Origin of the sequence: Megasphaera sp. MJR8396C (assembly GCF_001546855.1) — a bacterium.
Classification (GTDB): Bacteria; Bacillota; Negativicutes; order Veillonellales; family Megasphaeraceae; genus Megasphaera.
The window spans coordinates 1-12,977 of record NZ_KQ958189.1 but is presented as its reverse complement, the minus strand read 5'-3'; the positions used below and the strand labels follow the sequence as shown (position 1 = coordinate 12,977).

General features: G+C 52.6%; 9 protein-coding genes. 7 read left to right on the top strand and 2 right to left on the bottom strand.

Annotated elements, in window-relative coordinates; genetic code table 11:
* The first annotated feature begins 11 nt into the window (after positions 1 to 11).
* The 4 genes from HMPREF3201_RS06620 to HMPREF3201_RS06605 all read left to right on the top strand — a co-directional run bounded on the left by HMPREF3201_RS06620 (position 12) and on the right by HMPREF3201_RS06605 (position 4,945).
* Positions 12 to 1,286: a DUF445 domain-containing protein gene (locus tag HMPREF3201_RS06620; RefSeq protein WP_062412308.1), complete on the top strand. Its 1,275-nt coding sequence runs from the start codon at positions 12 to 14 to the stop codon at positions 1,284 to 1,286.
* Positions 1,283 to 2,563, top strand: a complete 1,281-nt coding sequence (locus tag HMPREF3201_RS06615; protein WP_062412307.1) for a DUF445 domain-containing protein — start codon at positions 1,283 to 1,285, stop codon at positions 2,561 to 2,563. Before HMPREF3201_RS06620 ends, HMPREF3201_RS06615 begins: the two co-directional genes overlap by 4 nt.
* Before the next feature lie 73 nt (positions 2,564 to 2,636).
* On the top strand, positions 2,637 to 4,034 hold the full coding sequence (locus tag HMPREF3201_RS06610; protein ID WP_062412306.1) for an FAD-binding oxidoreductase: 1,398 nt from the start codon (positions 2,637 to 2,639) through the stop codon (positions 4,032 to 4,034).
* Positions 4,035 to 4,045: 11 nt separating this feature from the next.
* Positions 4,046 to 4,945 (top strand): radical SAM protein, encoded by a 900-nt coding sequence (locus tag HMPREF3201_RS06605; protein WP_062412305.1) that lies wholly within the window; start codon positions 4,046 to 4,048, stop codon positions 4,943 to 4,945.
* 106 nt (positions 4,946 to 5,051) lie between these two features.
* On the opposite strand, the gene HMPREF3201_RS06600 is transcribed toward HMPREF3201_RS06605, so the two are convergent.
* Entirely contained in the window at positions 5,052 to 6,929 is a 1,878-nt protein-coding gene (locus HMPREF3201_RS06600) for a carbon starvation CstA family protein (RefSeq protein ID WP_062412304.1), read from the bottom strand.
* A gap of 441 nt (positions 6,930 to 7,370) precedes the next feature.
* Positions 7,371 to 9,248 carry a carbon starvation CstA family protein gene (locus HMPREF3201_RS06595; RefSeq protein ID WP_062412303.1) on the bottom strand — a complete coding sequence of 626 codons (1,878 nt, stop codon included), beginning with the start codon at positions 9,246 to 9,248 and terminating at the stop codon, positions 7,371 to 7,373.
* A 449-nt stretch (positions 9,249 to 9,697) separates the two neighbouring features.
* Between HMPREF3201_RS06595 and HMPREF3201_RS06590 the strand changes: the two genes are divergently transcribed.
* The 3 genes from HMPREF3201_RS06590 (at position 9,698) to HMPREF3201_RS06580 (ending at position 12,752) form a co-directional block, all read left to right on the top strand.
* Positions 9,698 to 10,795 (top strand): iron-containing alcohol dehydrogenase family protein, encoded by a 1,098-nt coding sequence (locus HMPREF3201_RS06590; protein ID WP_062412302.1) that lies wholly within the window; start codon positions 9,698 to 9,700, stop codon positions 10,793 to 10,795.
* A gap of 83 nt (positions 10,796 to 10,878) precedes the next feature.
* The gene (locus HMPREF3201_RS06585) at positions 10,879 to 11,880 is read left to right on the top strand and encodes a nicotinate-nucleotide--dimethylbenzimidazole phosphoribosyltransferase (RefSeq protein ID WP_062412301.1); all 1,002 of its coding nucleotides are present in this window, start codon (positions 10,879 to 10,881) and stop codon (positions 11,878 to 11,880) included.
* 11 nt (positions 11,881 to 11,891) lie between these two features.
* Positions 11,892 to 12,752: a nickel pincer cofactor biosynthesis protein LarC gene (locus HMPREF3201_RS06580; protein ID WP_062412300.1), complete on the top strand. Its 861-nt coding sequence runs from the start codon at positions 11,892 to 11,894 to the stop codon at positions 12,750 to 12,752.
* Positions 12,753 to 12,977 lie beyond the last annotated feature (225 nt).

The following is a 12,977-nucleotide window of genomic DNA, read 5'->3' as shown; positions in this document are numbered from 1 at the left end:
TAGGAGGTATTATGGCGAGTAATACAAGTGGCGGAAGACGAAGCCAGATTGCCAATTATATCCTGATCATAGCCGCAATCATTCTCTTGTTGGCCTATCCGTTCCAAGACTTTTTTGCAGGAGGTCTCTTGACCCATTTAGCGGGAGCCGCTCTCATCGGGGGCCTTGCCGACTGGTATGCCGTTACGGCCCTGTTTCGGCGCCCCTTGGGCATTTCCTTTAAGACGGCTTTGATTCCCAACAGTAAGGAACGCATTGCCGAAATGGCGCGGCACATGATCGAATCGGAGATTTTGACCGTTTCCAATATGTATAATGTCCTCAAGCGTCATCCTATTTTAGGGGCGACGCTGGATTATCTCCATACGGAAAAGGGGTTCCAATCGGCAGAGCGCATCTTCGGCCAAATTTTAAACACCTTTTTGTACACCGTCGACATGAAGACTGTCGTCAAGGCCTTTGCCGGCATCGGCGGATCGGCCGTCGAAAAAATCGATTTGGCACCGGTCATGAGCAAGGCCATTAAGGCCAGCCTTCGCGGTGAATCGGGCAAGGATTTTCTCGATTTTATGATTTTTGCCTTGGAACAAGTGGTCAAGAGCGACGTGACAAAAGGGTATATCGGTGAGATTTATGAAGCGTCCCTGCGGCAGTATGCCAAGCACAACATCTTATTGGGCTGGGCTATTAAAGCGGCCATCAAAATGGAAGTCTTTCAGCCGAGCCACGTTGCCGGTTTGCTGCAGGAAAAATGCCTGACCCTTTTGGCAGAAGCCAAGGAAGAAAATTCCCTTCAACGTCAGCAAGCCCTCCATTATCTGTGGCAGCAGGCTGAACATATCGAAATCAATGAAGAGTGGAGTCAGCGCATCGATACTTATAAAGATAAGATGTATAACCATCTGATGCTGCGCCCGGATACGCAGGAAGCCTGGCAGCGCTACGTCCAGGATCCGGACAATCAGAAGCGCTTCTGTACGGCGGCGGCTGAATTCGTCGTCCAAAAACTGGAAGGCTGGCACGAAAATCCGGAACAGGTCGAACAGATCAACCGTCAGGCACTGGCTTTTGCAGCCCGTGAATTGAAGCGGCTCCAGCTCTGGTTCGGCAAGACGGCCGAAGCCGAAATCCTTAAATATGACGGGACGTATCTGGCTGAACAGCTGGAAAACAGCGTTTGGTACGACTTGCAGATGATCCGCGTCAATGGCTCCCTCGTCGGCGCCGTCTTAGGGGCCGTCATTTATCTTGCCATGTACGCCATGAAAGGAGGGGCTATCTTATGACTTACCGACAGCGTGCCAATCTCATTTTAGGCTTGTCGTTCGTCGCCTTCATTGCCATCTTCCTTTGGTGGTACACCCACGACGTATCGGTGTGGGAAGAGCTGTTGTTCTTCGTCATCCAATCGGCTCTCATCGGCAGCATCGCCGACTGGTTTGCCGTTACGGCCCTCTTTGAAAAACCCTTGGGATTTCCCTATCATACCGAACTTTTATACCGCCACCGCGACCGCATCATCGACGGGATTGCCAGACTGATATCGGAAAAGCTGCTCCAGCCCGATATGTGGAAGGATAAGCTCTATCAAATTTCCTTTATCGATAAAGCCGTCGACTGGCTGCGCGGCCCTCAGGGACGGGAAAAACTCCGTACCGGCCTCTATGAAGTGGCACTGCGGGCTCATCAGCATATTCAGCGGGGCGAAACCCAGACGGCCATCGCCGGTCACCTGCGGCTGTATTTGAAGCGCCAGCCCTTAGTGAGCTTCTTGGAAGACCGCCTCATTTCGCTGCTTGAAGATCCGACCAGTCCCATGTTCCAGGACATGATCAATCTCATTCGCCGCATCGTCAACAGTGACGATTTCGATAAACTCTTGGAACGGCTGATCATTCAGTGGCGCGAAGAATCGCAGCACTCGTCCATGTCCAGCATTACCTTGACCAAGGTTCTCGGCATCGTCGATACTCAGCGGATTGCCAAGGATATAAAACTCGGCATCCTCAACTGGCTCGATCAATGGGAACACGCTGAAGGCGAACAGCGGGAATGGCTGTGCCGGAAATTGGAAGTATTGCTTTATTCCATGAACGGTCAGTTGTCCTTTGGCGTCCAGAATTGGCAGAATGAATTCGTCGATGCCCTGCCCGTCGAGCAGTGGCTGGCTGACCTCGAACATTCGACGAAAGACTATTTCATGACCGGCGAACAGGGCCGGGAAGAACTGAAGGACTTGCTGGAAGGTCAGTTCATCCACTACTTGGAATACTGCCGCTCCTATCCGGAAATCAAGGACTGGCTTGATGAACAGATCCGACGGGCTTTTAACGTCATCTTGGAACATGAACATTCCCTCATTGCCGTCGCCGTTCGCGACGTCTTGTCCGGGTTCGATAAAAAGCGGTTCAACCAGTTCCTGGAAAGCAAGGTCGGCGAAGACCTGGCCTGGATTCGTATCAATGGTGCCATCGTCGGGGCCTCTATCGGTCTTTGCGTCTTTGGCTTTTTGAAAATCTATCAATTTACGTTGGTACCCTTCTTACGGGGACTCTTATTGTAATATTGGGAAAGGCTCGGCATGCTGCGGGGCCTTTCTGTTTTTTTGAGAGAAGAAAATGAGAGAGGACTCACCTATGGAGTATAATCGGATAACCCTTGCGGTCATAACGAAGTTACAGGCCATTGTCGGGGAAAAATACGTATGGACCGATGAGGAGAAGCGGATTCCTTACGGTCGCGATGAAGGTACCTTTACCGTGCCACTTCTGCCCGACGTCGTCGTGTTGCCGGAAACGGCTGAAGAACTGGCCGCTGTGGTGGCCTTGGCCAACGAAGCCGTCATTCCCGTCATTCCCCGAGGAACCGGAACGGGGCTTGAAGGCGGCGCCCTTGTCGACGGCCGCGGCGGCATTCTGGTCAGCACCGAGCGGATGAACCGAATTTTGGAAATCAATGAAGAAGCCATGTACATGGTCGTAGAAGCCGGCGTCATTACCGAGACGATACAGAAAGAAGCCGGGAAACGAGGGCTTCTCTATGCCGGCGATCCCTGCAGCGGTGACAGCTGTTGTATCGGTGGCAACGGGGCCACCAACGCCGGCGGCAACCGGGCCGTTAAATACGGGACGACGCGGGATCAAATCTATGCCCTGGAAGTCGTCACGCCGACGGGTAAAATTGCTCAGCTCGGTAAACGGCTCCATAAGATGACGGCCGGCTATCCTTTGGAAAAGATCGTCGTCGGCTCGGAAGGGACGCTGGGCATTATTACCCAATTGACCATAAAACTCGTGCCCCTTCCTAAGGCGACGGCCCACGTACTGGCCGTCTTTCCGTCGGCCGAACAGGCCCTGTCCTTGGTGACGGCCCTTCCCAAGGCCGGCATTACCCCGACGTGTCTGGAATTTATGGATTATGACGTCATCGAAGTCGTCGGGGCCTGGCTCGATGAAAAACAGAACTGCCCTAAAGGCGGCGCTTATATGATCATTCAGCTCGACAGCCAGAGCGACGACGGCTTGGACGACGACTGTGTGGCCATCGACGACATCTGTCATACGTTGGGTGCCGTCGAAGTATTCATGGCCGATGCCGAAAAAGTTTGGAAAGCCCGCAAGGCCTTTACCGAAGCGTCGGCAGCCGACTGCCCGGTTGCGGCTATGGAAGACTTCGTCGTGCCGCCGGATAAGCTCTTGCCCTTCATGACGGAGTTAAAGTCTGTTGGTGAGGCGACGGGCGTCTTATTCCGCGGCGTCAGCCATGCCGGTGACGGCAACATTCACTTAGACCTCCTTCGCAAGGGTTTTACGGACGAAGCCGATGAATGCCGCCGCATCGCAGCGTTTGAAGATAAGGCCTGTGAAGCGGCGTACCGCTTAGGCGGGGCCATTTCCGGCGAACACGGCATCGGTCAGGCCCGCAAGGCCTTGTTTGAAAAGTACACCGATCCCGTCGAACTGGAATTGATGAAGGCCCTGAAACGGGCCTGGGACCCGAAGGGGATTTTAAATCCCGGAAAGATTTTTGATTGAGGGGTGTGACTATGGAATCGATTTGTAATGACTGTCCCCGTCGCTGCGGCGTCGTCCGCAGCCCGCTTTGGAATGAAAAGGGCATGCCCGGCTTTTGCCATTCGCCGCTCCAACCCGTCGTGGCCAGAGCCGCTCTGCACCAATGGGAAGAACCATGCATCAGCGGGACCCGCGGATCGGGAACGGTGTTTTTCACGAGCTGCAACCTGCGCTGCTGCTTCTGTCAGAATTCGATCATCTCCATGGGGAGAAAAGGATTTCCCATTACGCCGGCAAGGCTTCGGGCCATCTATGGTGAACTTATCGAAAAAGGTGCCCATAACATCAACCTGGTGACGCCGACACCTTATACGGAGGCTATTTTAGAGAGTCTGTCCGAACCCTTGCCGGTCCCCGTCGTCTATAACTGCGGCGGTTATGAATCGGCAGCGACCATCGATCGATTGAAAGACAAGGTGCAGATTTATCTGCCGGACTTCAAATATCTCGACCCGGAACTTTCCAAACGATACAGCGGCGCTGAAGACTATCCGCAAGTAGCTGCCGAAGCCATCCTTCACATGTATGACCAAGTCGGCCCTTATGAGCTCGATGACGACGGAATCCTTCAAAAGGGCATCATCATCCGTCACCTCATCCTTCCCGGCTGTGTCGACAATACGAAAGCCGTCATCGACTGGGTGCGGAACCATTTCGACGACGGCCAGGTATTATTCAGTTTGATGCGCCAATACGTGCCTTGCGGCCGGGCGGAAGACTATCCGGAAATCAACCGTCCCTTGACCGATGAAGAGTACAATGAGGCCGAACAGTACCTCTTTGACAGCGGCATTGAAGACGGCTTCGTCCAGGAAAAAGAGAGTGCCAGTGACGACTTCATCCCCGATTTTGACGGGACCGGCGTCATCTAGCCGCCTTATTACCGATACAAGAGCATACAAAAAAGACTGTCCCGGCAGCTGCCTGAGAGGATGTACATCTCAGGCGCTGTCATAGGGGCAGTCTTTTTTAATGGTCTTAGTGCTGATCGACTGTCAATTCTTTGAAACGTTTGGCAATCGGATCGGATTTAACCAATTCTTGGAGGTGCTTCAATTCTTCAGCTTCTACCGATTCAGACGTATCGTAGCTGGGCGGTACGGTCTTTGCAAGTTCAAAGCATTTACGGGCAGAGGCGACGCTGACGATGATGACCAGGATGGCCATGATAGCCGAGACGCCGAACAAGAGCCATTCTTGCTTAGGCAGGTAGATGTTGAACATGTTGAGGTAGTCAGCCCAGAAGATAACGACAGTCAGGAAAATCCAGGGGATGACCGTGACCCAGGCGAAGCGGGCCTTGCCCATGGCGCAGATGACGACGGTCGAGATGGCCAGGGTAATGATGGCCAAGAGCTGGTTCGATACGCCGAAAATCGGCCAAATGGTGGACAGGTTGCCTTGGAGTACGATGTAACCCCATGCGCCGGAGATCAGAGCCGATGCGACGATGCCGCCGGGGAGCCAATGGGGATCGCCGAACTTCGGCCATACGCGGCCGATGAGTTCCTGGAGCATGTAGCGGCCGACGCGGGTGCCGGCGTCGATGATGGTCATGATGAACAGGGCTTCAAACATGATGCAGAAGTGATACCAGTAGTTCATCAGGTGATCGAGACCAGGGATGTTGGAGAAGATGAAGGCCATGCCGACAGCCAGGGAAACGGCGCCGCCGGGACGATGAGCAACGTCTTCACCGACCATGGCATTCAACTGCGGAAGATCGACGACCTGGATGCCCAGAGCCTGGAAGTGTTCTGCTGTCGAGTTGATGGCGAAGTAGTCGTTCGGAACGAGGGAACAAGCAGCGATGAGGGCCATCATGCCAACGAAAGATTCGGTCAGCATAGCACCGTAACCGACGGGCAGGATGGAGCGTTCGTTCATCAGCATCTTCGGCGTCGTGCCGGTGGAGATCATGCAGTGGAAACCGGAGATAGCACCGCAGGCGATGGTGATGAAGATGTAAGGCAGAACCGGACCGGTGATGACCGGGCCGCCGCCAGAGACGAACTGGGTCATAGCCGGCATCTGGATCATAGGACCGACGATGATGATACCGAGGGCCAAGGCGCCGATGGTACCGATTTTCATGTACGTCGAGAGGTAGTCACGCGGTGCCAGGAGCAGCCATACCGGAAGGGCAGCTGCGACGAAACCGTAAATGATGAGGGCGATGGAAATGCCCTTGGCGTTAATGGTGAAGAGCGGTGCCAGTGTCGGCGAAGCCGATACGGACGGCCCGAGAATGACGGCGAGAAGCGTAAGAGCGACACCGATGATGGTACCTTCTTTGATGTGGCCCGGACGCAGGAACTGCATGTAAATGCCGACGAAGATAGCGATAGGAATGGTCATGCCGATCGTGAAAGTACCCCAGGGGCTGTCGTGAAGGGCATTGACGATGACGACGGCCATACCGGCCATAGCCAGGATGTTGAGGAACAAGACGGCGAAGGATGTAGCCAGGCCGACTTTGTCGCCGATTTGCGCTTTGGCGATTTCGGCGATGGATTTCCCGTCATAGCGCATGGAGGCAAAGAGGATGACCATGTCGTGGACGGCACCAGCGAGGACACCACCGATGAGGATCCAAAGGGCGCCCGGCAAGTAACCGAACTGAGCCGCAATGACCGGACCGACCAGGGGGCCGGCGCCGGCAATAGCCGCGAAGTGATGGCCGAAGACGACGTACTTGTTGGTCGGCACGTAGTCGTGGCCGTCTTCAAAACGGAAGGCCGGTGTGACTTTATACTGGTTAACGGTCAGTACTTTTGCGGCAATAAAAGCACCATAGAAACGGTAAGCCAGTACAAATATTAAGGCAGAAATGATAACTAAATACAAACCATTCATAAAAGATTCCCTCCTTATCAGATTTATTTCGTGAAGCGAAGGTCGCTTACAAAACAGGCGTTGGTAGGATTAGCATAAATTTGATGTAATGCAGGTGATGGGGAGTTTGGATCTCATCGAGTTTGCCGCATTTGATGAGGAATATTGTAATTGGATGCAACGCCACATCCTCAGTCCATCCGGATAAATCTTTTGTGTTACAGTTCAATTGAAATTTTGTTAATTATAAATGTTGTATATGTCGTTTACTATATACCTACTATAGTTTAAAGAGATGAAAAATTCAAGTTACTTATAGTAAAGAGTATGAAATATATATGAAAAAAAGTAATGATATACTGAATAATATAATTTCTTAAAGGTTATTCCCTTAATATATGACGGCCATTGTTAAATAAAAAAGGCACTGTTTATGAAAACAGTGCCTTTGATGCTATTTGATTAATGATGGGCGACAGTCATTTCTTGGAAACGCTGTGCAGCTTTATCGGTCTTAACCAATTCTTGCAGGTGTTTCAATTCTTCGGATTCAACGATTTCCGAGGTATCGTAGTTGGCAGGTACCGTCTTTGCCAGGTAGATGCACTTGCGGACGGCGCCGACAGCGACGATGATGACCAACAGGGCCATGATGATGGAAACGGTGAACATCGTCCATTCACCCTTCGGCAGGTAAATTTCGAAGATGTTGAGGTAGTCAGCCCAGAAGATCATGACCATCAGGAAAGCCCAGGGGATCGCCGTTACCCAGAGGTAGCGAGCCTTGCCCATGGAGCAGAGGACAACCGACGAAATCGAAAGGGCGATGATAGCCAAGAGCTGGTTCGATACGCCGAAGATCGGCCAGATGGTGGACAGGTTGCCGTTGAGGACCAGATAACCCCATGCGCCGCAGATCAAAGCCGAAGCGATGATGGCACCGGGTTTCCAGTTCGGATCGCCGAACTTAGGCCATACGCGGCCGACGAGTTCCTGGAGCATATAACGGCCGACACGAGTACCGGCATCGATGATGGTCATGATGAACAAAGCTTCAAACATGATGCAGAAGTGGTACCAGTAGTTCATGAGGTGATCGAGGCCCGGCAGGTTCGAGAAGATATAAGCCATGCCGACAGCCAGGGAAACGGCACCGCCCGGACGATGGGCGACGTCTTCACCGACCATGTTGCTCAGGTGCGGCAGGTCGACGACCTGGATGCCGAGAGCCTGGAAATGAGCGGCAGAAGAGTTGATGGCAAAGTAATCATTCGGTACCAAGGAGCAGGCAGCAATGAGGGCCATCATGGCGACGAAGGATTCCGTAACCATGGCGCCGTAGCCGACGGGCAGGACCGAGCGTTCGTTCATCAGCATTTTCGGCGTCGTACCGGTTGCGATCATGCAGTGGAAACCGGAGATAGCGCCGCAGGCGATGGTAACGAAGATGTACGGGAGGACAGCACCGGTGATGACCGGGCCGCCGCCGGCGGTGAACTGAGTCATAGCCGGCATCTGGATGTTAGGGCCAACGATGATGATACCGAGGGCCAAGGCACCGATGGTACCGATCTTCATGTACGTCGAAAGGTAATCACGCGGTGCCAGGAGCAGCCAAACCGGAAGGGCAGCTGCGATGAAGCCGTAAATGATGAGGGCGACGGAAATGCCTGTAGCATTAATGGTAAAGAGGGGAGCCAAGGTCGGCGAAGCCTGGACGGCCGGGCCGGCGACGACGGCAAGCAGGGTCAAGACGACACCGATGATGGTACCTTCTTTGATTTTGCCGGGGCGCAGGAACTGCATGTAGATGCCGACGAAGATGGCGATAGGAATGGTCATGCCGATGGTGAACGTACCCCAGGGGCTGTCGTGCAGGGCGTTGGCGATGACGACGGCCATGCCGGCCATACAGAGGATGTTGAGGAACAAGACGGCAAAGGATGTTGCCAAACCTGTTTTGTCACCGATCTGTGCTTTGGCGATTTCGGCAATGGACTTGCCGTCGTAACGCATGGAGCAGAAGAGGATGACCATGTCATGGACGGCACCGGCGAGGACCCCGCCGATGAGAATCCACAAGGCACCGGGCAGATAACCGAACTGGGCGGCAATGACCGGACCGACCAGCGGACCGGCACCGGCGATGGCTGCGAAATGATGACCGAATACGACGTATTTGTTCGTCGGAACGTAGTCGTGACCGTCTTCAAAACGGAAGGCCGGCGTAACTTTGTACTGGTTCAAGGTCAATACCTTGGCGGCGATGAAAGCGCCGTAAAAACGGTATGCCAGTACGAATACGAGGGCAGAAATAATGACGAGATATAAACCGTTCATACAGAAAGAACCTCCTTTGGATGTGGTGTGCCTATATCTTTATCCTTATAAAGCAAAATAATGCCAATTAGATGAGTTTGGAAAAAAGTAAATGGCACATTGAAATTTTTTGCTATTTTCGTAGCTACCTCATTATATATCCTTTTGGATTAAAAAACAAGATTCGCCTTGGGAATAGAAAACCATTCCTTATAACCCAAAAGACATAATGAAATTACGATAACGTATGTTTGGACTTTTTATACCATATATTGATTTTTATAAGATGTAGATATCTATATATTGATTAAAATTACTAAAAGTGATTTGTAACGAAACCTACATATATATTTTTCATATGTATTACGAAGCAAGCGGGCCCATTGAGGCGGGCTTTTCATAAGCAAAGGACAATGCTATAATAACCATAGTTTTTGAACTTATTATCATATAATATAGGAGGTTTTAGAATGTCTAAATCTGAATATACCCTGGTCCTTCCGGCCTTTACCATCGGTGTTCACGCTTATGATGCCATCGGTAAGATTACTAAACACTTCGGGAAGAAAGTCGTCATCATCGGCGGTAAGACGGCTCTGTCCAAGGCGAAGCAGCCGCTCCTCGATGCCATTGCCAAGACGGATCTCGAAGTCCTCGACGTCCTTTGGTACGGCGACGATGCCACCTTTGAACACGTCGACCGCCTGTTGAAGGAAAAAGCCGTTCAAGACGCGGACCTCGTCTTTGGCGTCGGCGGTGGCCGGGCCATCGATACGGGCAAAGTCGTTGCCGATAAAGCCGATAAGGCTTTCTTTGCTTTCCCGACGCTGGCATCGAATTGCGCTCCGTCGACGGCTATTTCGGTTATGTATAAAGAAGACAAGTCCTTTGCCGGCTACTATTATCTCGACCAGCCGCCGGTTCACACCTTCATCAATATGGCAGTCATCGCCGATTCGCCGTTTAAATTCTTCTGGGCCGGCATTGGCGATGCCATGAGCAAGGAATGTGAATCGGAACTTGCCAGTCGGGCTGCGGAACACTTCCACACCGTCCTCTTGGGCCGGGCTATCGGTAAGACCTGTACCGAACCGCTCCTGCAGTACGGCGAAAAGGCACTGGCAGACTTCAAGGCCAACCAGATCACCTATGAACTGCAGCAGGTCGTATTGGACATCGTTATCAGCACCGGTCTTGTCTCTAACTGCACGACGGGCGGCGAAGAATACTACTACAATTCGTCCTTGGCGCACATGTTCTACAATGCTTCGACCGTCCTTCCTCAGGTCGTCGAAGGCCATCTTCACGGCGAAACGGTTTCCTTCGGCGTCTTGGTCCTCTTGACCTACGATAAGCAGTTCGAACTGCGGGATAAAGTGGCTGCCTTCTATAAGAAATGCAACTACCCGACGACCCTGGCCGCCTTAGATATCAAGGCTGATGAAATCGACGCCGTCGTCGATGCCGCACCGGCCCTTCGTGAATGGACCTGCGTTCCGACGCCGATGACGAAGGAAGCTTTCAAAAAAGCCATCCTCGACACCGATGAATTCGGTAAGTCATTATAAAGAAATATTTAATATATACACATCGTTTGTCATAGGAGATACTCCGGCATGGTGAGACGATGACTGTCTTTTATGGAGGAAGTATGGATCCCGTATTAGAACAAATTATAAATGCCATTGAACCGATGGATTTGGCCAAGGCGGCTGAGTGCTACCAGCGCCTGGCCAGCCTGACGATCCGGCAGGACAGCAAATTATCTTATCTGGCGGGACGCATCGCCGGCGTGCAGCAGACCCTTCATCCGGAAAAGCTGCAGAAAGCCATCGCTATCTTTGCGGCCGATCATGCTGTCGACGGTGGGGAAAATAAGACCCAGGGCAAGACCAGTAAGGCCGATGCCTTGGAAATCGCCGGCGGAAAAGGCGCCATCAACAAGGTCGCCCACCGCATCGGAGCCGGCGTCATGCTCCTCGACATGGGCTTAGAAGAAGACCTGGCTGAATCACAAGGCGTCCAGAATCTGAAAGTCATGCACGGCAGCCATTTTTGGGCCCGCCGGGACGCCATGAGTGAAGATGAAATGATGGATGCCCTGTTCAGCGGCCTGCAGCTTGGTGAGAACCTGGCTGAAGAAGGCTATACGGCCATCGGTCTTGGCAATCTCGGTGAACGGGCACTGCTCACGGCCTTTATCGTAACGGCGGCCTTTTTCCGTGGCCAGTTGGAAGACCTTCCGGCGACCATGACGTCCGGCCAAAAGCTGGATTCGTTGAAACGGGTCATCGAGGACATGAATTTCGATCCGAAAGATCCCTTGGATTTGCTGCGCCGTGCCGGGTCCCCGGACATTGCGGCCATGGTCGGCTGCATCTTGTCGGCAGCTCGCTGCCATATGCTCGTCGTCTTTGATAACGCCGTGACCGGGGCGGCCGTCCTCTTGGCCCGCGCCTTGTGCCCGACGGTCGATGACTATGTCTGCCCGTCAGCCCAATATCAAGAACCGGTCCATCAGATGCAGATGAAGAAATTGGGACTCAAACCTTTCGTCGAACTCGAACAGAACCTCGACCAGGGGATGGGTTCGGCTATGGGACTGACCATGCTCGATGCGGCAGTTCAAATGATGAACGATAATTTAAAATAAGGAGTTTCGCTATGAAAACCTTACATCTCGACTGTTTTTCAGGTATCAGCGGCAACATGTTCGTCGGCATGCTCATCCAGGCCGGCGTCCCTTTTGAAGCCTTTCAAAAGGCCATGGCTTCTTTGCAGCTTACGGGCTATGAACTCCTGTGCCGCAGTGAAAATAAGGGCGGCGTACAGGCTGTTTACTATAATGTGCTCTTAGATTCGGAAAAAGAAGGGCACGACGCCCATCATGATCATGACCACCATGACCACGATCATCACGACCATGATCATGACCATCACGATCACCATGACCATGGGGCGGCATCGGGGCACCTCGTCGACATGACCGGTCACCACCATCATCACCAGCATCGCGGTCTGGCCGACATTACGCAGATCATCGAAGGCTCTCCCCTGGCAGACGATATCAAGACCAAGAGTCTGGCCGTCTTTCAGGCTTTGGCCGAAGCCGAGGCCAAGGTGCATGGGGTACCTGTCGAAGACATCCACTTCCATGAAGTCGGTGCCATCGACTGCATCCTGGATATCGTCGGTACCGTTTGGTGTCTGAACTACTTGGGCATCGAACAGGTCAGCACGTCGCCCCTTCATGCTGGAAGCGGCTTCGTCCGCTGTGCTCACGGCATTATGCCCGTACCGGCCCCGGCAACGGCAGAACTTTTGGCCGGAATTCCCTGGTATTCGACGGATATTAAGGGAGAATTGGTTACGCCGACGGGAGCCGCCTTGGTCAAAGTCCTGGCTCATGCCGGGAAGCGACCGACTGATTTCATCTACCATACCGTAGCCTATGGCGCCGGCACCAAGAACCTGGCGACGCCTAATGTACTGCGCGGATTTATCGGTGAAGCATCGGCTCTGTAATATGGAAACTTTCTGAGGATTCCTGCAAAGACCGCCTTTCTTGGCGGCCTTTGCAAGGGCTTCAGATTTTCATTTCTAAAAAATCTTGACAATTGCTATACTCTGTGGTAAGATGATTAAGCACTTGTGATTTGTAAAAAATATTTACAAAGGGTGCCGACAAACGTCGCCGTTTCGGTGATCGCTGTCAACGTTCATGCGGAAGTAGCTCAGTGGTAGAGCACC

What these genes read in the sequence shown, in the direction of transcription:
- HMPREF3201_RS06620 (WP_062412308.1), top strand. Translation starts at nt 12, where the DNA reads ATGGCGAGTAATACAAGTGGCGGAAGACGAAGCCAGATTGCCAATTAT.
- HMPREF3201_RS06615 (WP_062412307.1), top strand. Translation starts at nt 1,283, where the DNA reads ATGACTTACCGACAGCGTGCCAATCTCATTTTAGGCTTGTCGTTCGTC.
- HMPREF3201_RS06610 (WP_062412306.1), top strand. Translation starts at nt 2,637, where the DNA reads ATGGAGTATAATCGGATAACCCTTGCGGTCATAACGAAGTTACAGGCC.
- HMPREF3201_RS06605 (WP_062412305.1), top strand. Translation starts at nt 4,046, where the DNA reads ATGGAATCGATTTGTAATGACTGTCCCCGTCGCTGCGGCGTCGTCCGC.
- HMPREF3201_RS06600 (WP_062412304.1), bottom strand. Translation starts at nt 6,929, where the DNA reads ATGAATGGTTTGTATTTAGTTATCATTTCTGCCTTAATATTTGTACTG.
- HMPREF3201_RS06595 (WP_062412303.1), bottom strand. Translation starts at nt 9,248, where the DNA reads ATGAACGGTTTATATCTCGTCATTATTTCTGCCCTCGTATTCGTACTG.
- HMPREF3201_RS06590 (WP_062412302.1), top strand. Translation starts at nt 9,698, where the DNA reads ATGTCTAAATCTGAATATACCCTGGTCCTTCCGGCCTTTACCATCGGT.
- HMPREF3201_RS06585 (WP_062412301.1), top strand. Translation starts at nt 10,879, where the DNA reads ATGGATCCCGTATTAGAACAAATTATAAATGCCATTGAACCGATGGAT.
- HMPREF3201_RS06580 (WP_062412300.1), top strand. Translation starts at nt 11,892, where the DNA reads ATGAAAACCTTACATCTCGACTGTTTTTCAGGTATCAGCGGCAACATG.